Here is a 22,378-nt window from a genome sequence, read left to right on the forward strand (position 1 = left end):
CTAGGAGCTGCGGCGCCGACGCCCGCCGCCTGTCACGGACTGTGAACGGCGCGTGGTGCCGTCGGACGTGCTCAGCGGCGCAGGTCGATGCCGAACACGCGCCGGATCTGCGCGACCGCGTGCCGGGTGAAGCGGCGGTCCGACGGGGTCGAGGCGAAGGGCACGAAGAGCCCCGGATGATCGGGATGGGTGACGCGGCCGTGGCCGGATCCCGGGGTCACCACGAACCCGGCCTCCTGCATGCGCACGAGCAGCTCGCGGCGGGAGGTGGGGTGGCGGGTGCCGGTGCCGCCGCGGGCGCTGCGGCCGGCGGCGAGATCGGCGAGGTCGAGCGCGGGCTCGTACTCCTCGGGCCGCACGGACAGGGCGTAGGGCGTCGAGAACAGGCCGATCACCGCGTTGTCCGCGCGCCGCACCTGCACCACGATGCCGCCGCGGCGGAAGTGGTCGCTCGTCCCGGCGTCCGCGGTCCAGGCGTCCTCGGGGTCCGCGACGGCGAGCACGATCTGCTCGCTGTCCACCCCGTCCACGCCGACGGTGCGCACGAGCCCCTCGTCGATCCGCAGCGGCCTCGGCAGGGGACGGGGGTCGTCGGCGCGCAGCGAGTGCACGGCCTCCGCGGGCGGCGCCGGCTCGGGGCGCGGCAGCTCGACGGTGCGGGCGCGGCGGCGGGGCAGCGGGGCCGACGGACTGCGCGACGGATCGGCGGCGGCAGCGACATCCCCGCCGTCGGCTCCCTCCGCACTGCCGGCACCGGCGGGCCGGGCGCTCCAGTCCACGGGCCGCACGCGCTGCGCGGGCGGGGTGCTCCCGGCGAGCGCCGCCGGCGTCGGTCGCGGTGTCCTGGCCATGCGCTCCCCTCCTCGTCACTCCCGCCGTGTTCGCGGCGTTCCTCCGTGTTCCGGCAGGTCCTGCCACTCCCCCGATGGTGCCACGGACGGGACCCGGGGATAGGGTCGGCCCGTCGCGGTGTCCCGCCGCGGCCCCTGACCCCGGAGGACTCCCCGCGTGACCCGCACCGCCGCCCGTCGCCCCTTCCACCGCTCCGGCCTGGGCGTCCTCACGTCCGTGCTCGCCGTGGGCCTGATCGCGGCCGGCTGCACGAGCGGCGTCGAGGACCCGGTCGCCTCTTCCTCCGCCTCCGATGCGGGCGGCGTGAGCGGCGCCTCCGACGGCGGCGGCGGCACCGTCGTCCTCGAGCCCTCCGACGGCGGCACCGGGCAGGCCACCGTCGAGGTATCGAGCGACCCGTATCCGGTCACCCCGGCGCCCGAGGGCTTCGAGCCGCCCGCCGCCTGCACCGGCGAGGGCGCCTATCTCACCGAGGTGGGCTCGCCGTCGACGCCGGACCTCCCCGAGCGCGGCGGCGAGTCGCTGAGCATCGAGGCCACCTCCATCGACGGGGACAAGGCGGTGCTCAGCGCCACCGTCGACGGCGGCACCCGCGCGATCGAGCCGGCGGCGATCGGCGAGACCGTCTCGATCGAGGACCAGTGGACGATCTCCGTGACGAGCGTCTGCGGGGACACGGACCAGGTCGAGTTCGACCTCATCGACTGACCCCGCACCGGCGCGGACCGCTCGGCTAGCCTTCCACGGTGACCGCGCCGCATCGCTTCGACCTCGACCGGATCGGCGAGGGCCTGCCCGTCGCCGCCGCCCGCGCGGAGCTCGAGGCGGCCGCCGCGACGGGTGCGCTCGTCGTCACCGCGCCGCCCGGCACCGGCAAGACGACCCTGCTGCCGCCGCTGATCGCGAACCTCCTCGCCGAGCGGTCCCCGTCGGCCGCCGCATCGACCCTGGTCACGCAGCCGCGGCGGGTGGCGGTGCGCGCCGCCGCGCGCCGGATCGCCCAGCTCGACGGCAGCCGCCCGGGCGGCCCCGTCGGCTTCACCGTGCGCGGCCAGCGGGAGGTCGGGGCGTCCACGCGCCTGGAGATGCTCACCCCGGGTGTGCTGCTGCGGCGCCTGCTCGCGGATCCCGAGCTGCCCGGCGTGGGCGCGGTGCTGCTCGACGAGGTGCACGAGCGCTCCCTCGAGACGGACCTGCTGCTCGGCATGCTCGCCGAGGTGCGCCTGCTGAGGGAGGACCTGCTGGTCGGGGCGATGTCCGCGACGCTCGACGCCGCGGCGGTCGCCGATCTGCTGGGCGGCGCCGCGATCGTCGAGGTGCCGAGCGCCCTGCACCCGCTGCGCCTGGACCTCGCGCCGCCGCCCACCCCGCGGCTCGACGCCCGGGGCGTGACTCGCGAGTACCTCGACCACCTCGCCCGCACCGCCGCCCGCACCCGGGCGGAGGAGGACTGCGACGCGCTCGTCTTCGTGCCCGGCGCGCGGGAGGTCGACGAGACGGTCTCCCGCCTGCGCGGCCTCGTCGGCGACGGGGTCGAGGTGCTGCCCCTGCACGGCCGCCTCGACGCCGCCGCGCAGGATCGCGCGACGGGCGGCCGGCGCCCGGGCGAGCCGCCGCGGATCGTGGTCTCGACCGCGATCGCGGAGAGCTCCCTGACCGTGCCGGGCGTGCACCTCGTGGTCGACGCGGGCCTGTCCCGCGAGGTGCGCCGCGACCGCGGCCGGGACATGACGGGCCTGGTCACGGTGAGCGCCTCGCGGGCCGCGATCGAGCAGCGGGCGGGCCGCGCCGCCCGCACCGGCCCCGGCCGCGCGGTGCGGGTGCTCTCCCCCGCGGACCTCGCCGGCATGCCCGCGCACTCCGCCCCGGAGATCACCGCGGCGGACCTCACCGACGCGGCGCTGCAGCTCGCCTGCTGGGGCACGCCCCGCGGCGAGGGGCTCGCCCTTCTCACGCCGCCGCCGGAGCGGGAGATCCGCGCCGCCGAGGAGACCCTGCGGGCGATGAGCCTCGTCGACGAGGACGGCCGGGCGACGCCCGCGGGCGAGCGCGCCTCCCGCTGGCCCGTCGGGGTGCGCGAGGCGCGCGCCCTCGCGGACGGCGCCCTCGCCCTCGGCGCCCCGCGTCCCGCGGCGGAGGCCGTCGCCGCGCTCTCCGGCGACCACCGGCCCGTCGGCGCGGACCTCCCGCGCCTGCTGCGGGACCTGCGTGCTGGGCGCGCGACGTCGTCGGCCGCATGGCGCCGGGAGGTCGAGCGGCTCGAGCGGCTCGTGCGCGGCGAGCGTCGGGACGCGCCCCCGTCGGCCCTGCCGTCGCTCACCGCGGGCGGCGAGGAGGAGCGCGTGGGCGCCGTCCTCGCGCTCGGCCGGCCGGAGCGGATCGCCCGCCGGGTCGACGACGGCCCCCGCGGCGAGCACCGCAGCTACCTGCTCGCCTCCGGCACCCGTGCGGCGCTGCCCGCGGAATCGACCCTGCGCGGCGCCCCGTGGCTCGCCGTGTGGGAGGTGCAGCGGGCGGAGGGACGCGCGGCCGACGGCACCGGCGCCGTCATCCGCGCCGCCGCACCGCTCACCGAGGCCGATGCCCTGACGATCGGCGCCGGCCTGCTCGTGCGCGACCGGGACGCCCGCCTCGAGGACGGCGCGGTGCGCGTGCGGGAACGGCGGCGCCTCGGCGCGATCGAGCTGTCCTCCACCCCGGTCGCCGCGACCGCCGAGGATGCCGCCCCCGCTGTGCTCGCCGCCGTGCGGGCCGAGGGGCTCGGGGCCCTGCGTCTCCCGGAGACCGCACGTGACCTGCGCGCCCGCCTCGCGCTCGTGCACCGCGAGCTCGGCGATCCGTGGCCCGCGATGGACGAGGCGTCCCTGCTGGACACGCTCGACACCTGGCTCGGGCCGCAGCTCTCCGGCCGACGGGGCCGCGCCGCGACCCGCCTCGACACGATCGACGTGACCGCCGCACTCCGCACCCTGCTGCCCTGGCCGGAGGCCGCCGCGCTCGACGAGCTGGTGCCGCCGCGGCTCGCGGTCCCCTCCGGCAGCAGCGCCCGCATCGACTACCCGGACCCCGACGACCCGGGTGCCCGCCCCGTGGTCGCCGTGAAGCTGCAGGAGCTGTTCGGCCTCGCGGAGACCCCGCGGCTCGTGCAGGGGCGCGTGCCGGTGCTCTTCCACCTGCTCTCCCCGGCCCGCCGGCCGCTCGCCGTCACCGACGACCTGCGCTCCTTCTGGGACGGGCCCTACCAGGACGTGCGCAAGGAGATGCGCGGCCGCTACCCGAAGCATCCCTGGCCGGAGGACCCGTGGACCGCGCCGGCGACGGCCCGCACCACGCGGCGGAGCTGAGGAGGGTCAGGACCCGCCGGCCATCGTGGTCGTGCTCGCGGTGGTCGCCATGGCGGCGTTGAGGGCGTCGATCATGCGGCGCAGGGCGGCGGCGGCCGGCACGTCGACGTCGAGCGCCTCGACGGTCCGGTCGAGCTGTCGCCGGGACATGCCGCCGGACTCCTCGCGCAGGATCCTCTGCCCCACCCGGAGGGCCTTCAGGATCTCCAGCAGCACGGCGTCCTGCAGGCTCGCCCGCCGGGTCCCCTGCAGGACGGCGCCCAGACGGGCGCGGAGCTCCGCCTCGAGGACCGAGCTGCCGGCGGGCCACGAGGTGAGGAACCAGCCGTCCTTGCGCCGCACCTCGCCGGCGGCCGCGAACGCGTCGCCGATGGTCTCCGTGACGTCGCAGTCACGCTTCCCGAGCAGGGAGCCCATCTTCGGGGACCGCAGCGTGGTCAGGTGCGCGAGGACCTGGTCCAGCTCCGCCACGCCGGTGGGGGCCGGGTCGAGCACGTCGACGCGGGGACTGCGCCCCTCCGTCAGGGCGATCCGCTCGCGCAGCAGCAGCTCGGTCAGCACAGCAGCGACGAGCGCCTGGCGGCGGTACTGCGTCGCCTCCTGGCGGCCGGACTCGTGAGTCAGGAGCAGGAACATCTCGCCGGGGATCGAGGTCATGCCCCCAGTGTGCCCCGGGGCGTGCGCGAGGTCACCACCCGATCGTCGGGGTCCTGCCCGACGCCCGTCGGCCCCGGGCCCGAGGTCCCGGTGAACCTCCAGCCGTGCCTGGCAGGATCGGCCGGACGCCCTCCCGCCCCGACCCGAGGACCCCATGCGCTCTGCCTTCTCCCCCGCCCGCCTCTACGGCACCCTCGCCCTCGCGGAGGCCGTGACCTGGGCCCTCCTGCTGATCGGCATGTTCCTCAAGTACGGGCCGCAGGTCACCGAGCTCGGCGTGCGGATCGGCGGCGGCCTGCACGGCTTCGTGTTCCTCGCCTTCGTCGTCGCGACCGTCGTCGTCGCGATCGACCAGCGCTGGCGGGTCGGCGAGCTGCTGCTGGGCCTCGCCTCCGCGATCGTGCCCTTCGCGACGATCCCCGCGGAGCGCTGGCTGCTGCGCCGAGGGAAGGTCGGCGAGCAGTGGCGCCTGCGGGAGGAGCCCGCGCGCACCGCGCCGGAGAAGCTCGTCTCGCTCGCCGTGCGCCGCCCGGTCCCGTCGGCCGTGATCGCCGTGGTGCTGGTCGCCGTGGTGTTCTCCGCGATGCTCGTGGTGGGCCCTCCCGGGAGCTGATCGCCCTCCGCGACCGCCCGTAGACTTCCCCGGTGCAGTGCCACCACTTCGACGCCGGGGAATGCCGCTCCTGCACCCTGCTGCCCCTCCCTCGCACCCGTCAGGTGCAGGAGGCCGGCGCACGGATCCAGGAGCTGCTCTCCCCCGTCGTCGACCCCGCTGCCGGTGACGTGTGGGGGCCGCCGATCGTCGGCGCCGAGTCCGGTTTCCGCGCCCGCGGCAAGATGGCCGTCTCCGGCACCGCGCAGGAGCCCGTGCTGGGCCTGCCCGGTCAGGCCGAGGGTGCGGACCTCTGCGACTGCCCCCTCTACCCCGCGGGCGTCGAGGCCGTGCTCGAGGGCGTGAAGGCCCTCGTGCGCCGCGCGCAGGTGCCGCCCTACAGCGTCGCCCGACGTCGCGGCGAGCTCAAGAACGTCCTGGTCACCGCCTCGCCCGACGGGGAGCACGTGGTGCGCCTGGTGCTCCGCACGGACTCCGCGCTGGACCGGATCCGCGAGCACCTGCCGCGGCTGCTGGAGGAGCACCCCTCGATCGTCGCTGTCTCCGCGAACCTCCACCCCGAGCACACCACGCGGGTGGAGGGCGAGGAGGAGGTGCCCCTGTGGGGCGCCGCCTCGATCGGTGTGCGCACCGGGGACGTGGTGCTGCGGGCGCGGCCGCGGTCCTTCCTGCAGACCCACACGGAGGTCGCGGGGCGGCTGTACCGCCAGGGTGCCGCCTGGATCGCCGAGGCGCTCTCCGCCCCCGCGCCCCGCGTCTGGGACCTCTACTGCGGCCTCGGCGGCTTCGCCCTGCACACCGCCCTCGCCGCGCCCGCCGCCCGCATCACCGGGGTCGAGGTCACGCCCGAGGCGATCGACGGCGCCCGCGAGGCGGCCACGGCGCACGGCCTCGCGGTCACCTTCCTCGCCGACGACGCGACCGCCTGGGCGCGCCACGAGGCGGAGGGTCCCGAGGGTCCGCCGGACGCCGCGATCGTCAACCCGCCGCGGCGCGGGATCGGCCCCGAGCTCGCCGCCTGGCTCGAGGGCTCCGGCGTCGCCGACGTCGTCTACTCCAGCTGCAACCCGGCCACGCTCGCCGCGGACCTCGCCGCCATGCCCTCGCTGCGGATCGTCGCCGCCCGCTACGTCGACATGTTCCCGCACACGGAGCACGCCGAGGTGATCGTGCGACTGCGCCGCACCCCCGCCGCCGTCCCCCACCCGAAGGATCCCCGATGACCACCGCCCCGGCCGCCGAGGCCGCCCGCGTCCAGCTGCTGTCCCTGGGCGGCACGATCTTCATGCACCAGGACGCGGACGGCCAGGGTGCCGTGCCCTCCGACGATGCGGGCGCCCGCCTCGCCGCGGGGCTCCGGGGCGCGGGCGGCGACGGCGGGATCGAGCTCGTGCACGAGGAGATCGCGAACGTCTCCTCCGCCTCGGTGCGGCCCTCCCACCTGCGCACGGTCCTGCAGCGGGCGCGCGCCGCTGTGGACGCGGGCGCCCTCGGCGTGGTCCTCACCCACGGGACGGACACGCTCGAGGAGACGGCGTTCCTGCTGAACCGGTTCTGGGACCGGGACGCGCCGCTCGTGGTCACCGGCGCGATGCGCCCCGCGAACGCCGCGGGGGCCGACGGGCCCGCGAACCTGCAGGACGCGGTGCATGCGGCGGCGTCGCCGCTCGCCCGGGGGCTCGGCGTGCTCGTCGCCTTCGACGGCGCGCTGCATCTCGCGGACCGGGTCACGAAGTCATCCTCGCGGTCGGTCTCGGCCTTCGCCTCGGAGCCGTCGGGTCCGGTGGCGCTGGTCGACGGGCCGCTGCTGCGCCCCCTGTTCCCGGCGCCGACGCGGCCGGCGCTCGTGGACGGCGACCTGCCGACGAAGCTGCCGACGGTGGCGACGGTGATGAGCGGCCTCGGCGACGACCTCACGCTGCTCGATGCCTTGGCGAGCAACGGGTCGGCGGCGGGACTGCGGGGCCTCGTCGTCGCGGGCGCCGGCATGGGCCACGTCGCGGCGGGCGCCGTCCCGCGGCTCACGGCCCTGCTCGAGGCCGGGGTGCCGGTGGTCGTCGCGACGCGGGTGGCGAGCGGCGGCACCTCGGAGACCCACTACGCCTACCCCGGCGCGGGCGCGGATCTGGTGGCGCGCGGCATCGTCATGGCGGGTCTGCTGTCCCCGCAGAAGGCGCGTCTCCTACTGCAGGTGCTGCTGGCCACCGGCGCCGATGCCGCGGGGATCCGGGAGGCGTTCGCCGGCTTCGGCTCCTGAGGGGTCGGCGCTAGACCGCGGCGTCCCGCAGCGACGGGGCGAGCGAGGTGTACTCGTGGCCCGTGGGGGTCGTGATGCGCAGGACCTTCCCCGACGCGGCGACGGCGCCATCGGCATCGGCACTACCGGGCACGATGGCGGCGCTGGGCACGAGGGTGGCACCGGGCACGAGGCCGGGCTCGAGGCGCGAGTCCCAGCCGGGCATCTCCCGCACGTGGTTGAAGCGCTCGCAGTGGCCGACGCCGTTGCTGAGGTCGGTGGCGCCGCCGTCGGCCGCGCGGTGCACGTGGTCGATGTCCCGGATCGGCGCATCGCACCAGGGCGTGCGGCAGTGCTGATCGCGCAGGCTGATGAAGCGGCGCACGGAGCCGGTGAAGAAGCGACGGCGGGTGTCCATGCCGTTCAGCTCCCCGGTGGCGGGATCCGTGTACAGCCGCCGGATCCAGCGCGAGGCCTCCTCCGGCGGGGCGATCGGCAGGGTGGCGCCCTGACGGTCCGCCGGTGGTGACTGCGGTGAGCGGAGCGGCGATCCAGCGCCGGGTGGGGACGCGGCCGTGCCAGGCGGCGGCAGGGCAGTGCCGGGCGGCGGCAGGACCGTGCCGGGCGGAAGCGTGCCGGGTGGGGGCGTGCCGCGATGCGGGGTGCGGAGCGCCGCGGTCGCCCCGAGCGCGAGGCCGCGGGCGACGCCGCCGGGGAGGGGCATGCCGTCGAGGGTGGCGGTCTCCTCCGCGCCGGCGAGCAGCGTGCGGTCCGTCATGAGCAGCTGGATCTCGATTGGCACCCCGACCATGGGGGACCGACCTGTCACGCGCTCCACGAGGAGATCCGCCATGACGGCCCCCGCGGGCAGCGAGCCGCTCTCCCCCGTGGCCCGGGCGGTCGCCGCCGCGGAGCGGAGCGCGGCGATCATGGCCACGCCGTCCTCGACGGGGACGAGGGCGTGGAGATGGCTCATGCCGTCCGGGGCCGGCCGCAGGCCCACACGCCGGGAGGCGACCGCGAGGGAGCGGCGGCGGACGGCGGCCTCCGGATCCAGGGACTGCGCGAGGGCGAGGGCCCGGCGGCCGGCGGCTCCGGCCGTCAGGGACGGGAGGACCGGGGCGAGGGCCTCGTCGATCCGGTCGCGGTCCTCCTCGTCCAGGAGCAGGACGTTCCGCGCCACCTGGCTCGCACCCCAGTCGCTGATCCGGCCGCCCTCGAGGAGGCGCAGGGTGCGGGGAAGGCTCTCGACCAGCACGCGATGGAAGGTGAGCTGGTCCGAGGCCTGCTTGGGGGTGACCCGGCGGGCGAGGGCGAGCTGATCCGCGATCCCCCTGCCCAGGTCCTTGCGGGGCACGCCGAGCCGGCTCTGCTCCTCCAGCTGCGCGTCGCGGAAGGCGACCTCCGCCCGCGCCTGGACCGCGCTCAGCGAGGCCTTCGCCGACTCGAGCGCGGCGATGAGGTCGATCTGGACGACACCGGGGATCGCGGAGAGCTGCTCCGACGAGGGCGCACCGGCGAGCAGATCCGCCATGTCACGCATCCATTCTTCGACCATCATTCCCCCTCCCCCAAGCGTCAGATCAATTATCCACGTCGACACACACCCATCGATCTGACCTGCGTCGTCCAGTGGATATATTCTCCCAGAACACCCGTTCGACAACAACGCCTACTCGCCAGTAACATGAAGTTGTGGATAACCACAGAGTGGGGAGGAACGATTCATCGCTCCTCCCCTGGCCGGCTCCTCGGCTATGGGGAGGAACGGCGGGATCGGGGGCCGATCGAGCCGCGGAGCCGCGGAGCCGCGACGCTCAGCGCACGGGGGCGGGGTCAGGACCCGCTGCCGCCCCGGAGCGAAGACGTCGCGTCCGTCCCACGGCGCGGACGGAAGGCGGCGAGGGTGCTGCGCCAGGTCTCGTGGAGGGTGCGCCCGTGGCGCCATTCGCGCCAGGTCAGCAGGATGATCGCGAGGTCCAGCACGGTGAGCAGCGCCATGCCCCACGTCGGCCCCACCACGAGGGCATAGACCTGGTAGACGAGGAACACGCCGAGCGCCCCGATCGCCCAGGGGTAGACCCGGCGGGACCCCAGGAGGAGGGCGGCGACGATCGCGACCTTCACGACGCCGTGGAGGAGCACGTAGGCGGCGAGGAAGGTCGTGGTCCCCGTGTCGAGGTGGGCGAGGGAGTGCAGGAGCGCGCGGGCGATCGCGTCGTCGGGGTCCTCGCGCAGCTCCCCCGCGGTGAGCAGACGGGCGAGGTGCTGCAGCTGCGCGGGGGTCGTGACGAGGAGCAGCACCCCGCCGATCAGCTCGAGCAGGCCGTCGATGCCCTTCCCCACCACGCCGACGAGGAAGACGAGGTCCAGGACCGGGCGGGAGCGATGGGCGTGCGGACTCGTGGCGACCATGCCGACTCCCCTCCCCCGGCGCAGGCTGCGACCGATGCGGCGAAGCGTAGCGCCGGGGGCCGGGAGGGCTCTCGGCGTCAGACGACGGAGTGCCGCACGAGGCAGAAGGGATGCCCGGCCGGGTCGAGGTAGACCTTGAACGACCCCGAGGCGGAGGGCTGGTGCTCGTGGACCGTCGCGCCGAGGGAGAGGACGCGCGGCTCGGCCTCCTCGACGTCGCTCACGGAGAAGTCGAGGTGGAACTGCTGGGGGTGGGTGCCCGTCGGCCAGGTCGGGGCGACGTAGTCGTCGATCCGCTGGAAGGCCAGGGTCGCCTCGCCCTCGAGGTTCTCCGGGGTGATGCCGCCGCGCGGCGGGGTGAGGGTCGTCCAATCGCGGTCGGAGCCCTCCTCGATGCGCCAGGTCAGCAGCTTCGCGTAGAAGGTCCCGAGCTCGAGCGCGTCCGGGCAGTCGAGGACGACGAGGTCGAGGCGGGGGATGACGGGGTCCTGGTCCAGGTTCTCCATGACGACACGGTAGGGCGCGAGGAGTGCTCCGGGAAGGCACTTCGCAGGTTCCGGCCCGCAGCGTCGCCCGCCGGACGCCCCGGGGACGCACGCTGTTCACACGAGCACCCCGCGGCACCATCGCCGCCTCCCGGGTGACAGACTGGTGGGGTCCGCATCGCCGGCGCGCGAGCGGCCCCGGACGGCGCCCCGTCGTCCGTTCCCGGCCCTCACGCCGCGCCGCATCGAAGGAGGCCCCATGCCCATCGCCCTCGACCCGAGTCCCGCACTGCAGGAGTTCGCGCATCCCGAGAAGCTCGTGACGACCGAGTGGCTCGCCGAGCGGATCGCCGCCGGCGAGGCCGACGGCCCCGAGCTCGTCGTCGTCGAGTCCGACGAGGACGTGCTGCTCTACGAGACCGGGCACATCCCCGGCGCCGTGAAGATCGACTGGCACCTCGACCTCAACGACCAGGTCACCCGCGACTACGTGGACGGCGAGGCCTTCGCGGCGCTCATGGACCGCCACGGCATCACGCGCGGGACCACCGTCGTGCTCTACGGCGACAAGTCGAACTGGTGGGCCGCCTACGCCCTGTGGGTGTTCGAGCTGTTCGGCCACGAGGACGTGCGTCTGCTCGACGGCGGCCGTGCCGCCTGGCAGGCCGAGGGGCGCGAGCTGACCACCGCGGAGCCCACGCGCGCCGCGAGCAGCGGGTATCCCGTGATCGAGCGCCAGGACGCGCCGATCCGCGCCTTCCGCGACGACGTGCTCGGCTTCCTCGGCGGGCAGCTGATCGACGTCCGCTCCCCCGCCGAGTACACCGGCGAGCGGACCCACATGGCGGACTACCCGCAGGAGGGCACCGTGCGCGGCGGGCACATCCCCACCGCGCGCTCCGTGCCGTGGGCCCGCGCCGCCGCGGAGGACGGACGCTTCAAGCCGCGCGCCGAGCTCGAGGCGATCTACCTGCAGGAGCTCGGCTACGACGCCGCGCAGCCGACGATCGCGTACTGCCGGATCGGGGAGCGCTCCTCCCACACCTGGTTCGTGCTGCGGTACCTCCTGGGCTTCGAGGACGTCCGCAACTACGACGGCTCGTGGACCGAGTGGGGCAACGGCGTGCGCCTGCCCGTCGCGGTGGGCACCGAGCCGGGCGAGGCGCCGGCCCGATGAGCCCGATCGACCACACCGTGCCCGACGCCCAGGACGCCCTGCCGGAGGCCTTCCAGGAGATCGCCGACGACTTCCACGCCCTGGGCCCGAAGGACCGCCTGCAGCTGCTGCTGGAGTTCTCGCAGTCGCTGCCGGAGCTGCCCGAGCGCTACGCGGAGCACCCCGAGCTGCTCGAGCCGGTCCCCGAGTGCCAGTCGCCGATCTTCCTGGTCACGGAGGTGGAGGGCAGCGGTCGCGAGGCGATCGCGCACCTGTTCTTCTCCGCCCCGCAGGAGGCGCCGACGACCCGCGGCTTCGCCTCGATCCTCGCGGAGGCGCTCGACGGGCGCACCGTGGGCGAGGTGCTCGACACCCCGGAGGGCGTGACCCGGGGGCTGGGCCTCGCGGAGGTCGTGAGCCCGCTGCGGCTGAACGGCATGGCGGGCATGCTCGCCCGCATCAAGCGTCAGCTGGTGGAGAAGGCCGGGGCCTGAGCCCGCGCCGGGCGAGCCCGGGTCAGCTGCGGTCGCCGCGGCGGTCGTAGGCATTCCGCAGCTTCCCGGCACCGTTTTTCGCGGCGTGGAACACCTTCTGACCCGCCTCGGAGCGGTAGAAGTCGTTCGCGGCGCCGAAGGCCCGGCGGCCGGTCTCCGAGTTCGCGAAGCGCCAGGCCGCGTCGAGGGGCACCTTCGCGCCCTGCGCGCCGGCGGTGCCGCGGCCGCCGTCGGCGTCGGTGGTGCCGGCCGACGGCGACGTCCCCGACGGCTCGCCCCGACCCGGGCGCCCCTCGCGCTCCGCCGCGGGGGCGGGGTCGCAGCGGCCGGCCTCGATCTCCTCGTGGCGACGTCGGGCGATCTGCAGCTCGAGCGGCGTGCGCACGAGCCGCACGAGCGCCTCGCGCACCTCCTCGCGGATCGTCGCGGCCTCCTTCGCCACGAACTCCTCCTCGCTGCGCGGGGTGCCCTCGGGCAGCAGGGTCGCCTCGCCGCGGGAGTCTCGCTCGGCGAGCTCTGCCTGCTGCAGCGCCCAGGCGCGGCCCAGCAGGTAAGAGACCAGATCGGCGGCGGCCTCGGGTCCCAGGCCGTAGCCGTCCCGAGCGGTCGCGGAGCGCAGCAGGGCGCGGGCGTCGTCCGCCTCGAGGGTGCTCGGGGCGATGTCGAGGGCGCCGATGACGTCCTGCGTGAACAGCTGGAACTCGGCGTCGCCGGGGATGTCGGCGCGACGCAGCTCGGCGCGGCCGAAGTCCGGGGGCAGGGTCACGTGGCGCACGCCGTCGCGCGCGAACTCGTCCTGCGCGGCGCGGCGGGCGAGTCGACGGGCGGAGCGGACCACGGCGGCCGCGTCGGCGGAGCGGGGCAGGTCGGGGTCGATCGCGCGCGCCTCGGCGAGCAGGCGCGAGCGCTCACGGGCGGCGGCGCCGAGCGGCAGTGACGGGAGCGTGCGGGGCAGCGGGAGACGTCGCGGGGACATCGGGTCACCTCCGGGATCGGCCTGGACCCCCATCGTAGGGCGGCCCGCTCCCGTGACGCCGGGTGACCTGGCTGTGGGCCGCGCAGTGCGGGGGGCGCTACCGTGGCGGGAGCACGTCCGAACCCGCCGGCCAGCACCTCCAGGAGCCCCCTCCATGCCCATCGCCGATCCCACCGCCGCCGAGCTCGAACAGCTGCAGGACGAGGCGGTGCGGCTCACCCAGGAGCTCATCCGCATCGACACCTCGAACTTCGGCGGGAACGATCCGGAGACCTGGGGCAAGGGCGAGACGGAGGCCGCCGACCACGTGGTCGCGCAGCTGCGCGAGGTGGGGCTCGAGCCGGAGGTGTACGAGTCCGCGCCGGGCCGGCCGACGGTGGTCGTCACCCTCCCCGGTGAGGACCGCGAGCGGGGCGGGCTCATCATCCACGGCCACCTCGACGTGGTCCCCGCGCGGGCGGAGGACTGGAGCGTGGACCCGTTCGGCGGGGAGATCCGCGACGGGATGCTCTACGGCCGCGGCGCCGTGGACATGAAGGACATGGTCGGGATGATGCTCGCGCTCGTCCGTCACATCGCCCGCACGGGCGCCACTCCCCCGCGGGACCTGCGCCTGATCTTCTTCGCGGACGAGGAGAACGGCAGCGTGTGGGGCGCGAAGTGGCTGGTCGCGGAGCATCCCGAGCTGTTCGAGGGGTACACCGAGGCGATCAGCGAGGTGGGCGGCTACTCGATCACCCTGCCGGAGCAGGCGACCGGCGAGGACGTGCGCGCCTATCTCGTGCAGACGGCGGAGAAGGGCTACGCGTGGGGCCGGCTGCGGGCCACGGGCCGGGCCGGCCACGGCTCCGTGCCCAACGCCGAGAACGCGATCGTGCGCCTTGCACGGGCGATCACCGCGATCGACGAGCACGAGTTCCCGATCGAGTACGTGGCGAGCGTGCGGGCCCTGTTCGACGGGGTCACCGAGATCACCGGCACCGCCTGGGACGAGGAGGACGTCGACGCGTTCCTGCCGCTGCTGGGCGGGGCGCGGCAGTTCGTCACGGGGACCCTGCGGGACTCCGCGAACATCACCCAGCTCGACGCGGGATACAAGGTCAACGTCATCCCGCAGACGGCGGAGGCGGGCTTCGACGTACGCTACCTGCCCGGGCACCTCGACGAGGTGCTCGATCTGCTGCGCAAGCTCGCGGGGGAGCACGTCGAGGTCGTGATCGACAACCTCGGCGTCGACACCGACGCCCCGCGCGAGGGCGCGCTGTACGACGCGATGGCGGCGGCCCTCCAGGCGGAGGACCCGGGCTCGAAGGTGCTGCCGTACTGCCTGAGCGCGGGCACCGACAACAAGCCGCTGACCCAGCTGGGCATCGCCGGCTACGGCTTCACGCCGCTGCAGCTCCCCGCGGATCTCGACTTCGCGCCGCTGTTCCACGGCATCGACGAGCGGGTGCCGGTGGACGCGATCCGCTTCGGCGCGCGGGTGCTGCTGCGCCTCGTGCGCGACTGCTGAGGCGCGCGGGCGGGCCGGTCAGGCCGTCGGCGCCGCCGTCGGCCCCGGCTCGTCGTCGACGCGCACGGGGACCTCGGGGATCGGGTCCTCGGGGCCGACGCCCGTGAACCAGAACGGGAGGACGCGCAGCAGGATCGTGAGCAGCTCCCGCGGGTCGAGCTCCTCCCCGGCGAGGGCCTTCTCCTCGGTGTCCAGCAGCCACGCGGCGATGACGTGGATGTAGCCGCCCGCGAGGAAGCGGGACATCTCCCGCTGCGGGAGGTGCGAGGGCACCTCGTCGCCGAGCACCTGGAAGGCGTGCTCGAAGAGCTCGGCGTAGATCCGCACGAGCCCCATGTAGGGGCGCTGGGTGAACTTCCAGTCGATCGCACCGCGCAGGAAGGCATGGTGCTCGACCACGTAGGCGGAGGTCACCGCGGCGGAGTACTGGACGATCTCCTGCACGCTGCGGCCCTGGTGGAACAGGGCGACCGTCTCGACGCGGATCCCGTCGAGCAGCTCGTGGACCATCGCGCCGATGAGGTCGTCGAGGCCTCCGAAGTGGCTGTAGAAGGCGGCACGACTGACGCCCGCCCGCTTGGCCAGTGCGTTGACGGTGACCTCGCCGTCCGCGGCGCTCAGCTCGCGGGCGGCGGCGTAGATCGCTGCGCGGGTACGGGCCGGACGGGGGTCCGGGGCGCGCTCATCGGATGCCATTCGCACATCGTAAGGCCGGTTCTTGGGGAACCGGGACAGGGCGCGACGGCGGTACCCTTTCCCGGACCGCCGCAGCACAGAGAGGCACTGCCGATGGCACAGCGCACCGTGAGGATCGCGAGCACGAGCGGGCTCCACGCCCGCCCCGCCGCGATCTTCTCCCAGGCCGCGACGGAGCAGTCCGTCGAGGTCACCGTCCAGAAGCAGGGGGGCGACGCCGTCCCGGCGCGGAGCATCCTCATGCTCCTGACGATCGGCGCCGACCACGGCGACGAGGTCACGCTGCGGGCCGAGGGCGAGGGCGCCGACGAGGCCGTCGACGCGCTCGCGGCGCTGCTCGAGAAGAACCTCGACGAGGAGTACTGAGCCCACCCTCACGAGCGGTCAGGCGGTGCGCGGACGCACCCGGATCGCCGCGAAGCCGACGACCGCGACGAGCGCGGAGCCCGCGCCGAGCAGCATGGCCGAGTCAGGGCCGCGCGCGTCGACGATCGCGCCGCCCACGACCGCGCCGATCATGATCGCGATCTGGAAGGCCGTGACCTGCAGCGCCACGGCGGACTCGACGCGCGTGGGCTCCGTCGTGGCGACCCACAGCTGGGTGAGCACGGGGACCATGTTGAAGCTGACGCCCCAGGCGACGACCGCGAGGGCGAGGACGGCCGTGTGCTCGGTGAGCGCCATGCCCACGAGGGCGAGGGCGAGCAGGGAGAGCGCCGCGACGAGCGCGGGGCGCAGGCGGCGGCTGCCCCAGCCGCCCAGCAGGTTCCCGGCGAGACCGCCGAGGCCCCAGGCGAGCAGCAGCACGGCGACCGCGGAGGCGTCGACCGCCTCGATCGCGACACGGATGTACGGGTAGGCGGCGAAGTTCGCGAAGGCCGCGACCATGATGACCGCGACGCCGGCGACGAGGCGGCGGTTGGCGAGGGCCGCGCGCATCATGGCGAAGCCCGCGCCGGGCGAGGCCGGGACCCGCGGCAGCAGCAGCGCGAGGATCACGCCCGCGAGCGCGGTGACCACGGCGACGAGCGCGAACACGGCGCGCCAGCCGATCACGTCGCCGAGCACCGAGGAGACGGGCACGCCGACGATCGTCGCGGTGCTCGTGCCGAGGGCGACGGTCGTCGAGACGAGCGGGCCGCGACCGGTGACCTGCACGCCGACGGGGAGCGCGAAGGACCAGAAGCCGGCGATCGCGGCGCCCAGCAGCACGCGGGCGAGGAGCACCACGGCGAGGCTCGGCGCGATCGCGACGACGAGGTTGGAGAGGACGGCGAGGCCCAGCAGGGCCAGGAGCACGGTGCGACGGTCCGCGCGCGGCACGATCGAGGCGATCGTGGGGGCGGTGAGGGCACCGGCGAGGGCGGTCGCGCCGACGGTGAGCCCCGCACGCCCCTCGGTGACGGAGAGGTCCGCGGCCATGCCGGGCAGCACGCCCGCGGGGATGAACTCGGCGCTGACCAGCGCGGCGGTCCCGGCGGAGAGCGCGAGGGCGATGACCACGGGGTGGCGGGTGCGGCCCGCGGCGGCGTCCTCCGTGAGGGCGCCGGGCATGATCACGGGGACCTCGAGGGTCGTGGTGGGGACGGCGGGAGCGGGGGTGCCCGTCTCGCAGGAGGAGGGGGACGATGCCATGGGGAAATCCTCCACCCGGAGGTTCCGTGCTGGCGAGACCCCCGGACCGCTCTGGTGACGGGCACCACGACCACGCTCCGGGACGCGCTTGTCCGCCTCACGAGACCGTCGCGGGGCCCGGACACGACGAAGGCCCCCACCGTGCGGTGGGGGCCTTCGCGGACCGGGACGGCGTCCCTGGTCACGAGCGGTAGCGGCGGGATTTGAACCCGCGGTACGGGGTTACCGTACACATCATTTCGAGTGATGCACCTTCGGCCGCTCGGACACGCTACCGCCGATCACCCTACCGGCCCGCCCGCCCGCCGTTCAATCCGTCCTCCCCACCTGCGAGCGGGCTCACAGCGCACCACCGCCCGCGCGCCGCGGATAGGCTCGCCGTCATGACCTCGACCTCCACCGCCCCGGGCGCCGCCGCCGGCCCCGACGCCCCGCGCCCCGCCCACCGCGAGACCCTCCGCACGCACCACGGGGACACCGTCACCGATCCCTTCGAATGGCTCCGTGACAAGGAGGACCCCCAGGTCATCGCGCACCTCGAGGCGGAGAACGCCTATGCGGACGCCCGCACCGCGCACCTCGCGGGCCTGCGAGAGGAGCTCGTGCAGGAGTTCGTGGGCCACACCCAGGAGACCGACCTCTCCGTCCCCGTGCGCCGCGGCGACTGGTGGTACATCACCCGCACCACCGCCGGGGACGACTACCCCGCCTTCACGCGCGTCGCCGAGTCGCCGGAGCTGCCCCGCGGCGCGGGCGGCGTGCCCGCGATCGAGCCCGGGGAGCTGCTGCCCGGCGAGCAGATGCTGCTCGACGCCCAGGCCGCCGCGAAGGACGCCGAGTTCTTCTCGCTCGGCGGCCTCGCCCCCTCCCCCGAGCACGACCTGCTCGCCCACGCCGTGGACCTCGCGGGCGACGAGCGCTTCACGATCGTCGTCACCGACCTCACGACCGGGACCGTGATCGACGAGTCCGTCACCGGCACCGGCTACGGCCTCGCGTTCTCCGCCGACCAGCAGTGGATCTTCTACGCCCGCGTGGACGACGCCTGGCGCCAGCACCAGATCTGGCGGCACCGGATCGGCGGCGACCCGTCGGCCGACGAGCTCGTGCTCGAGGAGCCCGACGAGCGCTTCACCGTCTGGTTCGAGCGCTCCCGCGACGGGAAGGCCCTCGTGCTGCAGTCGAGCTCGACGACGACCGCGGAGGCCTGGATCCTCGACCTCGCCGACCCGACGGCCGCCCCGCGCCCCGCGGGCGGGCGCCGCGACGGCGTCGACTACACGGTCGAATGGGCCGGTGACCGCCTCCTCGTCGTGCACAACGACGGGGTGGAGGGCTTCGCGCTGGCCGAGGCGCCGCTCGACGCCGCGGACTCCTCCGCCTGGACGCCGCTGCTGAGCGCCGGGGAGGGCGAGCGCCTGCTGGGTGTCGAGTCCTTCGCCGGCTGCGTCGCCCTCGAGCTGCGCGCGGGAGGCCTCGCCGCGGTGCGCGTCATCCCCCGCCGGGCCGACGGCTCCCTCGACGTCGAGGCCGCCTGGGACGTGGACCACGGCGGGGAGCTCGACGTGGTCGAGCTCGACACGAACCCCGCCTGGGACTCCCCCGCCCTGCGCTACCAGCTCACGAGCCTGCTCACCCCCGCGACGGTCGCCCAGGTGGACGTGGCCTCCGGGGAGCGCACGGTGCTGCGCCTCACCCCCGTGCCCGGCTACGACCCCGAGCTGTACCGCGAGCAGCGGCTCTGGGCGACCGCCGAGGACGGCACCGCCGTGCCGATCTCGCTCGTGGCCCGCAAGGACGTGCCCGTGGACGGCACCGCCCCGGGCTACCTCTACGGCTACGGCTCCTACGAGGTGAGCATCGACCCGTCCTTCGTGCCCACGCGCCTGTCCCTCCTGGACCGCGGACTCGTCGTCGCGATCGCGCACGTGCGCGGCGGCGGCGAGATGGGTCGTGACTGGTACGAGCAGGGCAAGATCCTCGCGAAGAAGAACTCGTTCTTCGACTTCGTCGCCGCGGCCGCGCACCTCGTGGACCAGGGCCTCGTGGCGCCGGACCGGCTCTCCGCCGAGGGGCGCAGCGCGGGCGGCCTGCTCATGGGCGCCGTCGCGAACCTCGCGCCCGAGCGCTTCCGGGCGATCATCGCCGGCGTGCCCTTCGTCGACGCGCTGACCACGATCCTCGACCCGAGCCTGCCGCTCACGGTCGGCGAGTGGGAGGAGTGGGGCAACCCGCTCGAGAGCGAGGAGGTCTACCGGTACATGAAGGAGTACACGCCCTACGCGAACGTGCGCCCCGTGGAGTACCCGGCGATCTTCGCCTCGACCTCCCTCAACGACACCCGCGTGTTCTTCGTCGAACCGGCGAAGTGGGTCGCGCGGCTGCGGGAGACGGTGACCTCGGACCAGGCCGAGCGGCCGATCCTCTTCCGCTGCGAGATGGTCGCCGGGCACGGCGGCCGCTCGGGCCGCTACCGCAAGTGGGAGCAGCGGGCGGACGAGCTCGCCTGGCTGCTCGACCAGCTCGGGGCGACCGCGCGGGTCTGAGCACCCGCCCCCGGGGACGACGGAGGGCCCGCCTGCAGCTGCAGGCGGGCCCTCCGTCGTGGCGCGTCGGAACGATGTCCGCGCCGATCAGAACGCCGGGATGACCGAGCCGTCCTTGTAGGTGTCCGTGATGAAGTTCTTGACGTCCTCCGAGTGGAGGAGGTCGTCGAGCTTCTTCAGGGCCGCGTTCTCCTTGTCCTCGGTGCGCACGGCAAGGAAGTTGGCGTAGGGGTTGCCCTCGCCGGCCTCGAGCACGAGCGCGTCCTCGGAGGGGACGAGGTCCGCCTCGATCGCGTAGTTGCCGTTGACGACGGCCGCGTCGTAGTCCGCGAGCGTGCGGCCGATGAGCGCGGCGTCGACCTCGGAGAAGGTGAGGTTCTTGGGGTTCTCGGCGACGTCGTCCGGGGTGGCCTCGGTGGGCTCGATGCCGTCGGTGAGGGTGATGACGTCGTTGTCCGCGAGCAGCGCGAGGGCGCGGCCGCGGTTGGTCGGGTCGTTCGGGATCGCGATCTCGCCGCCGTCGGGCAGCTCGTCGATGCTCTTCAGCGCGTCGGAGTACAGGCCCAGCGGCTCGATGTGCACGCCCTCGAAGGCCGTGATCTCGTAGCCGTTCTCCTTGATCTCGGTGTCGAGGTACGGCTTGTGCTGGAAGTAGTTCGCGTCCACCTCGCCGTCGGAGAGCAGGCGGTTGGGGACCTTGTAGTCGGACTGCTCCTGCAGGTCGAGCTTCAGCCCGGCGCCCTCGGCGAGGTTGTCGGAGACGAACTGGAGGATCTCCAGGTGCGGCTTGGGGGTCGCGGCGACGCGGATCGTGGTGACGCCGCCGTCGGAGGCGAGGGAGTCACCGTCGGAGGAGCCGCCGCCGCAGGCGGCGAGGCCGGCGGCCGCGAGGCCGACGCCGGAGACGGCGAACAGGGAGCGACGGTTCAGGATGCTCATGAGGGGTGGACCTTCCGAGGAGGGGTGGGGAGGGGGCTCAGGCGGTGCGGGCGCGGTGGTCGACGGCGCGCCCGAGGCGCGAGCCGATCCACTGCACGGCGATGACGATGAGGACCAGCAGGATCACCGTCGCGACGATGATCTCGCTCTGGTAGCCGGTGTAGCCGCGGTTGTAGGCGAGCTGGCCGAGGCCGCCGCTGTTCACGGAGCCGGCCATCGCGGTGTAGCCGATGACGGCGATCGTGGTGGTGGTGATCGAGCCGATGATGCCGGGCAGCGCCTCGGGGATCAGCACCTGGCGGATCACCTGCCAGCGGGTCGCGCCCATCATCTGCACCGCCTCGATCTTCCCGGCGGGGATCTCGCGCAGGTTCAGCTCGAACAGCCGCGCCGCGAAGGGCACGGAGGCGATGACCAGGGCGAGCATCGCCGCGTTGGGGCCGGTCGAGCGGCCCAGCAGCAGCTGGCTGAGCGGGATCAGCGCGATGATGAGGATGAAGAAGGGGAACGAGCGCAGCACGTTCACGACGAAGCCCACGACCCGGTTCGCGGCGCGCACGGCGGGGCGCGGCGAGGACTCGGTCTCGAAGAGCGCGACGCCGAGCGGCAGCCCGAGCAGCACGGTCAGCACCATCGTGCCGGCCGTCATGTAGAGCGTGACGAGGATCGACCACCAGAGGCTGCCGGTGCCGGTCCACTCGGTGAAGGCGCGGTTCTGCGCCCACTCCTGCAGGGTCTCGATCATGCGGCCACCTCCCGGGCGACGACGCCGGCCTCGGTGAGCTCGGCGGTGAGGGCGGCGAGGAGCTCGGGCCCCGCGGGGCGGCCGTCGGCCCCGCGCAGCGCGAGCTGCACGCGACCCACCTGGCGGCCGCCGATGGTCTCGATGGTCCCGGCGACGATCTGCGCCTGGGCGCCGTGGCGCTCGGCGGCGCGCACGAGGTCCTCGCTCGTGCGGAGCGTGCCGGAGTCGCCGTAGTCGCAGGTGAGGATCGTGCCGACCACGCCCGTGGGCACGGGCGGCAGCGGGATCAGCTCGCCGGAGAGCGGGCCGTGGGGATCCGCGGCGACGTCGACGAGGTCGCCGGTCTGGGTGACGCGGCCGTCCTGCAGCAGGGTCACGGTGTCGCAGACCTCGCGGACCACCGCCATCTCGTGCGTGATGATGACGACCGTGATGCCGAGGCGCTCGCGGAGGTCCGCGAGCAGCCGCAGGATCTGGCGGGTGGTGCCGCCGTCCAGGGCGCTCGTGGGCTCGTCGCACAGCAGCACCTTGGGCTCCGCGGCGAGGCCGCGGGCGATGCCGACGCGCTGGACCTGGCCACCGGAGAGCTGGGCGGGGTGGTTGTGCTCGCGGCCGGAGAGGCCCACGAGCTCCACGAGCTCGGCGACGCGCGCCTCGCGCTGGGCGCGGGGCACGCCGGCGATCTCGAGCGGGTGGGCGATGTTCTGGGCGGCGGTGCGGGAGTCCAGCAGGTTCGCGTGCTGGAACACCATGCCGAGGTTCCGCCGCGCGCCGCGCAGGGCGGCGCCGTCGAGGGCGGCCACGTCCGTGCCGTCGATCTCGACGCGGCCCGAGGTGGGCTTCTCGAGGCCGGTCAGGCAGCGGATGAGCGTGGACTTGCCCGCGCCGGAGCGGCCGACGATGCCGTGGATGCGGCCGGCGTCCAGGTGGAGGTCGATGCCGTCGAGCGCGACGACGGGGTCTCCGCCGCCGGGGGCGGGGAAGACCTTGCGCAGTCCGTCGAGAGTGATCACGTCAGGCAGTGAAGCATCCAAGCGCCCCTTTCCGGCACCCCTGTTCATACGGAGAAACGAAGT

21 protein-coding genes and 1 tRNA gene are annotated in these 22,378 nt (G+C 74.6%); 10 read left to right on the forward strand and 12 right to left on the reverse strand.

The window, feature by feature from the left end:
- Positions 1–71: 71 nt before the first annotated feature.
- Entirely contained in the window at positions 72–851 is a 780-nt protein-coding gene (locus C1N80_RS01360; RefSeq protein WP_137769123.1) for a hypothetical protein, read from the reverse strand.
- Positions 852–1,008: 157 nt separating this feature from the next.
- Here C1N80_RS01360 and C1N80_RS01365 point away from each other — a divergent pair, with 157 nt between their 5' ends.
- Positions 1,009–1,560 (forward strand): hypothetical protein, encoded by a 552-nt coding sequence (locus C1N80_RS01365; RefSeq protein WP_137769124.1) that lies wholly within the window; start codon positions 1,009–1,011, stop codon positions 1,558–1,560.
- A gap of 38 nt (positions 1,561–1,598) precedes the next feature.
- On the forward strand, positions 1,599–4,196 hold the full coding sequence (hrpB, locus tag C1N80_RS01370; protein ID WP_137769125.1) for an ATP-dependent helicase HrpB: 2,598 nt from the start codon (positions 1,599–1,601) through the stop codon (positions 4,194–4,196).
- A 6-nt stretch (positions 4,197–4,202) separates the two neighbouring features.
- On the opposite strand, the gene C1N80_RS01375 is transcribed toward hrpB, so the two are convergent.
- The gene (locus C1N80_RS01375; RefSeq protein WP_137769126.1) at positions 4,203–4,853 is read right to left on the reverse strand and encodes a GPP34 family phosphoprotein; all 651 of its coding nucleotides are present in this window, start codon (positions 4,851–4,853) and stop codon (positions 4,203–4,205) included.
- A 154-nt stretch (positions 4,854–5,007) separates the two neighbouring features.
- Between C1N80_RS01375 and C1N80_RS01380 the strand changes: the two genes are divergently transcribed.
- The 3 genes from C1N80_RS01380 to C1N80_RS01390 are packed head-to-tail and all read left to right on the forward strand — an operon-like array spanning position 5,008 to position 7,723.
- On the forward strand, positions 5,008–5,466 hold the full coding sequence (locus C1N80_RS01380; protein ID WP_137769127.1) for a DUF3817 domain-containing protein: 459 nt from the start codon (positions 5,008–5,010) through the stop codon (positions 5,464–5,466).
- Positions 5,467–5,498: 32 nt separating this feature from the next.
- Positions 5,499–6,689, forward strand: a complete 1,191-nt coding sequence (locus C1N80_RS01385) for a methyltransferase domain-containing protein (RefSeq protein ID WP_137769128.1) — start codon at positions 5,499–5,501, stop codon at positions 6,687–6,689.
- The gene (locus C1N80_RS01390; RefSeq protein WP_137769129.1) at positions 6,686–7,723 is read left to right on the forward strand and encodes an asparaginase; all 1,038 of its coding nucleotides are present in this window, start codon (positions 6,686–6,688) and stop codon (positions 7,721–7,723) included. Before C1N80_RS01385 ends, C1N80_RS01390 begins: the two co-directional genes overlap by 4 nt.
- 10 nt (positions 7,724–7,733) lie before the next feature.
- Here the strand turns inward: C1N80_RS01390 and C1N80_RS01395 are convergent, their stop codons facing one another.
- The 3 genes from C1N80_RS01395 to C1N80_RS01405 form a co-directional block, all read right to left on the reverse strand.
- On the reverse strand, positions 7,734–9,236 hold the full coding sequence (locus C1N80_RS01395) for a DUF222 domain-containing protein (RefSeq protein ID WP_168197985.1): 1,503 nt from the start codon (positions 9,234–9,236) through the stop codon (positions 7,734–7,736).
- Positions 9,237–9,538: 302 nt separating this feature from the next.
- Positions 9,539–10,117, reverse strand: a complete 579-nt coding sequence (locus C1N80_RS01400) for a DUF2127 domain-containing protein (protein WP_137769131.1) — start codon at positions 10,115–10,117, stop codon at positions 9,539–9,541.
- A 77-nt stretch (positions 10,118–10,194) separates the two neighbouring features.
- Positions 10,195–10,623, reverse strand: coding sequence for a VOC family protein (locus C1N80_RS01405; RefSeq protein ID WP_137769132.1), 429 nt, complete (start codon positions 10,621–10,623; stop codon positions 10,195–10,197).
- A 238-nt stretch (positions 10,624–10,861) separates the two neighbouring features.
- Here C1N80_RS01405 and C1N80_RS01410 point away from each other — a divergent pair, with 238 nt between their 5' ends.
- Together C1N80_RS01410 and C1N80_RS01415 are read left to right on the forward strand one after the other, a co-directional pair.
- Positions 10,862–11,779 (forward strand): sulfurtransferase, encoded by a 918-nt coding sequence (locus tag C1N80_RS01410; protein ID WP_137769133.1) that lies wholly within the window; start codon positions 10,862–10,864, stop codon positions 11,777–11,779.
- Positions 11,776–12,252, forward strand: coding sequence for a SufE family protein (locus C1N80_RS01415; RefSeq protein ID WP_137769134.1), 477 nt, complete (start codon positions 11,776–11,778; stop codon positions 12,250–12,252). Before C1N80_RS01410 ends, C1N80_RS01415 begins: the two co-directional genes overlap by 4 nt.
- 22 nt (positions 12,253–12,274) lie before the next feature.
- On the opposite strand, the gene C1N80_RS01420 is transcribed toward C1N80_RS01415, so the two are convergent.
- Positions 12,275–13,228 (reverse strand): hypothetical protein, encoded by a 954-nt coding sequence (locus C1N80_RS01420; protein ID WP_137769135.1) that lies wholly within the window; start codon positions 13,226–13,228, stop codon positions 12,275–12,277.
- 154 nt (positions 13,229–13,382) lie between these two features.
- Between C1N80_RS01420 and C1N80_RS01425 the strand changes: the two genes are divergently transcribed.
- Positions 13,383–14,741, forward strand: a complete 1,359-nt coding sequence (locus C1N80_RS01425; protein ID WP_137769136.1) for a M20/M25/M40 family metallo-hydrolase — start codon at positions 13,383–13,385, stop codon at positions 14,739–14,741.
- Between the two features lie 18 nt (positions 14,742–14,759).
- Here C1N80_RS01425 and C1N80_RS01430 read toward each other — a convergent pair whose 3' ends face one another.
- On the reverse strand, positions 14,760–15,437 hold the full coding sequence (locus tag C1N80_RS01430) for a TetR/AcrR family transcriptional regulator (RefSeq protein WP_137769137.1): 678 nt from the start codon (positions 15,435–15,437) through the stop codon (positions 14,760–14,762).
- Positions 15,438–15,530: 93 nt separating this feature from the next.
- On the opposite strand from C1N80_RS01430, the gene C1N80_RS01435 reads away from it, so the two are divergent.
- Complete coding sequence (locus tag C1N80_RS01435; protein ID WP_137769138.1) at positions 15,531–15,803, forward strand: HPr family phosphocarrier protein; 273 nt, start codon at positions 15,531–15,533, stop codon at positions 15,801–15,803.
- A gap of 18 nt (positions 15,804–15,821) precedes the next feature.
- On the opposite strand, the gene C1N80_RS01440 is transcribed toward C1N80_RS01435, so the two are convergent.
- Together C1N80_RS01440 and C1N80_RS01445 are read right to left on the reverse strand one after the other, a co-directional pair.
- Positions 15,822–17,072 (reverse strand): MFS transporter, encoded by a 1,251-nt coding sequence (locus C1N80_RS01440; RefSeq protein WP_240811194.1) that lies wholly within the window; start codon positions 17,070–17,072, stop codon positions 15,822–15,824.
- A 188-nt stretch (positions 17,073–17,260) separates the two neighbouring features.
- A tRNA-Ser gene (locus C1N80_RS01445) sits at positions 17,261–17,348 on the reverse strand.
- Between the two features lie 107 nt (positions 17,349–17,455).
- Between C1N80_RS01445 and C1N80_RS01450 the strand changes: the two genes are divergently transcribed.
- On the forward strand, positions 17,456–19,618 hold the full coding sequence (locus C1N80_RS01450; protein ID WP_137769139.1) for a S9 family peptidase: 2,163 nt from the start codon (positions 17,456–17,458) through the stop codon (positions 19,616–19,618).
- 87 nt (positions 19,619–19,705) lie between these two features.
- On the opposite strand, the gene C1N80_RS01455 is transcribed toward C1N80_RS01450, so the two are convergent.
- Genes C1N80_RS01455 through C1N80_RS01465 form a run of 3 tightly spaced genes read right to left on the reverse strand, consistent with a single transcriptional unit; the run spans position 19,706 to position 22,315 of the window.
- Positions 19,706–20,557: a MetQ/NlpA family ABC transporter substrate-binding protein gene (locus C1N80_RS01455; protein ID WP_137769140.1), complete on the reverse strand. Its 852-nt coding sequence runs from the start codon at positions 20,555–20,557 to the stop codon at positions 19,706–19,708.
- 37 nt (positions 20,558–20,594) lie between these two features.
- Positions 20,595–21,302, reverse strand: a complete 708-nt coding sequence (locus C1N80_RS01460; RefSeq protein ID WP_137769141.1) for a methionine ABC transporter permease — start codon at positions 21,300–21,302, stop codon at positions 20,595–20,597.
- A complete protein-coding gene (locus tag C1N80_RS01465; RefSeq protein ID WP_168197986.1) occupies positions 21,299–22,315 on the reverse strand; it encodes a methionine ABC transporter ATP-binding protein in 1,017 nt (338 codons plus the stop codon). The genes C1N80_RS01460 and C1N80_RS01465 overlap by 4 nt, the downstream gene beginning before the upstream one ends.
- Between the last annotated feature and the right edge of the window lie 63 nt (positions 22,316–22,378).

Origin of the sequence: Brachybacterium sp. SGAir0954, assembly GCF_005490785.1 — a bacterium.
Lineage (GTDB): Bacteria > Actinomycetota > Actinomycetes > Actinomycetales > Dermabacteraceae > Brachybacterium > Brachybacterium rhamnosum.

Bases quoted from the DNA above. Each gene is read 5' to 3' on its own strand.
- C1N80_RS01410 (WP_137769133.1), top strand. From the start codon at position 10,862: ATGCCCATCGCCCTCGACCCGAGTCCCGCACTGCAGGAGTTCGCGCAT.
- C1N80_RS01435 (WP_137769138.1), top strand. From the start codon at position 15,531: ATGGCACAGCGCACCGTGAGGATCGCGAGCACGAGCGGGCTCCACGCC.
- C1N80_RS01405 (WP_137769132.1), bottom strand. From the start codon at position 10,623: ATGGAGAACCTGGACCAGGACCCCGTCATCCCCCGCCTCGACCTCGTC.
- C1N80_RS01430 (WP_137769137.1), bottom strand. From the start codon at position 15,437: ATGGCATCCGATGAGCGCGCCCCGGACCCCCGTCCGGCCCGTACCCGC.
- C1N80_RS01455 (WP_137769140.1), bottom strand. From the start codon at position 20,557: ATGAGCATCCTGAACCGTCGCTCCCTGTTCGCCGTCTCCGGCGTCGGC.
- C1N80_RS01400 (WP_137769131.1), bottom strand. From the start codon at position 10,117: ATGGTCGCCACGAGTCCGCACGCCCATCGCTCCCGCCCGGTCCTGGAC.
- C1N80_RS01460 (WP_137769141.1), bottom strand. From the start codon at position 21,302: ATGATCGAGACCCTGCAGGAGTGGGCGCAGAACCGCGCCTTCACCGAG.
- C1N80_RS01395 (WP_168197985.1), bottom strand. From the start codon at position 9,236: ATGGCGGATCTGCTCGCCGGTGCGCCCTCGTCGGAGCAGCTCTCCGCG.
- C1N80_RS01420 (WP_137769135.1), bottom strand. From the start codon at position 13,228: ATGTCCCCGCGACGTCTCCCGCTGCCCCGCACGCTCCCGTCACTGCCG.
- C1N80_RS01375 (WP_137769126.1), bottom strand. From the start codon at position 4,853: ATGACCTCGATCCCCGGCGAGATGTTCCTGCTCCTGACTCACGAGTCC.
- C1N80_RS01390 (WP_137769129.1), top strand. From the start codon at position 6,686: ATGACCACCGCCCCGGCCGCCGAGGCCGCCCGCGTCCAGCTGCTGTCC.
- C1N80_RS01450 (WP_137769139.1), top strand. From the start codon at position 17,456: ATGACCTCGACCTCCACCGCCCCGGGCGCCGCCGCCGGCCCCGACGCC.
- C1N80_RS01440 (WP_240811194.1), bottom strand. From the start codon at position 17,072: ATGGCATCGTCCCCCTCCTCCTGCGAGACGGGCACCCCCGCTCCCGCC.
- C1N80_RS01380 (WP_137769127.1), top strand. From the start codon at position 5,008: ATGCGCTCTGCCTTCTCCCCCGCCCGCCTCTACGGCACCCTCGCCCTC.
- C1N80_RS01360 (WP_137769123.1), bottom strand. From the start codon at position 851: ATGGCCAGGACACCGCGACCGACGCCGGCGGCGCTCGCCGGGAGCACC.
- C1N80_RS01425 (WP_137769136.1), top strand. From the start codon at position 13,383: ATGCCCATCGCCGATCCCACCGCCGCCGAGCTCGAACAGCTGCAGGAC.
- C1N80_RS01415 (WP_137769134.1), top strand. From the start codon at position 11,776: ATGAGCCCGATCGACCACACCGTGCCCGACGCCCAGGACGCCCTGCCG.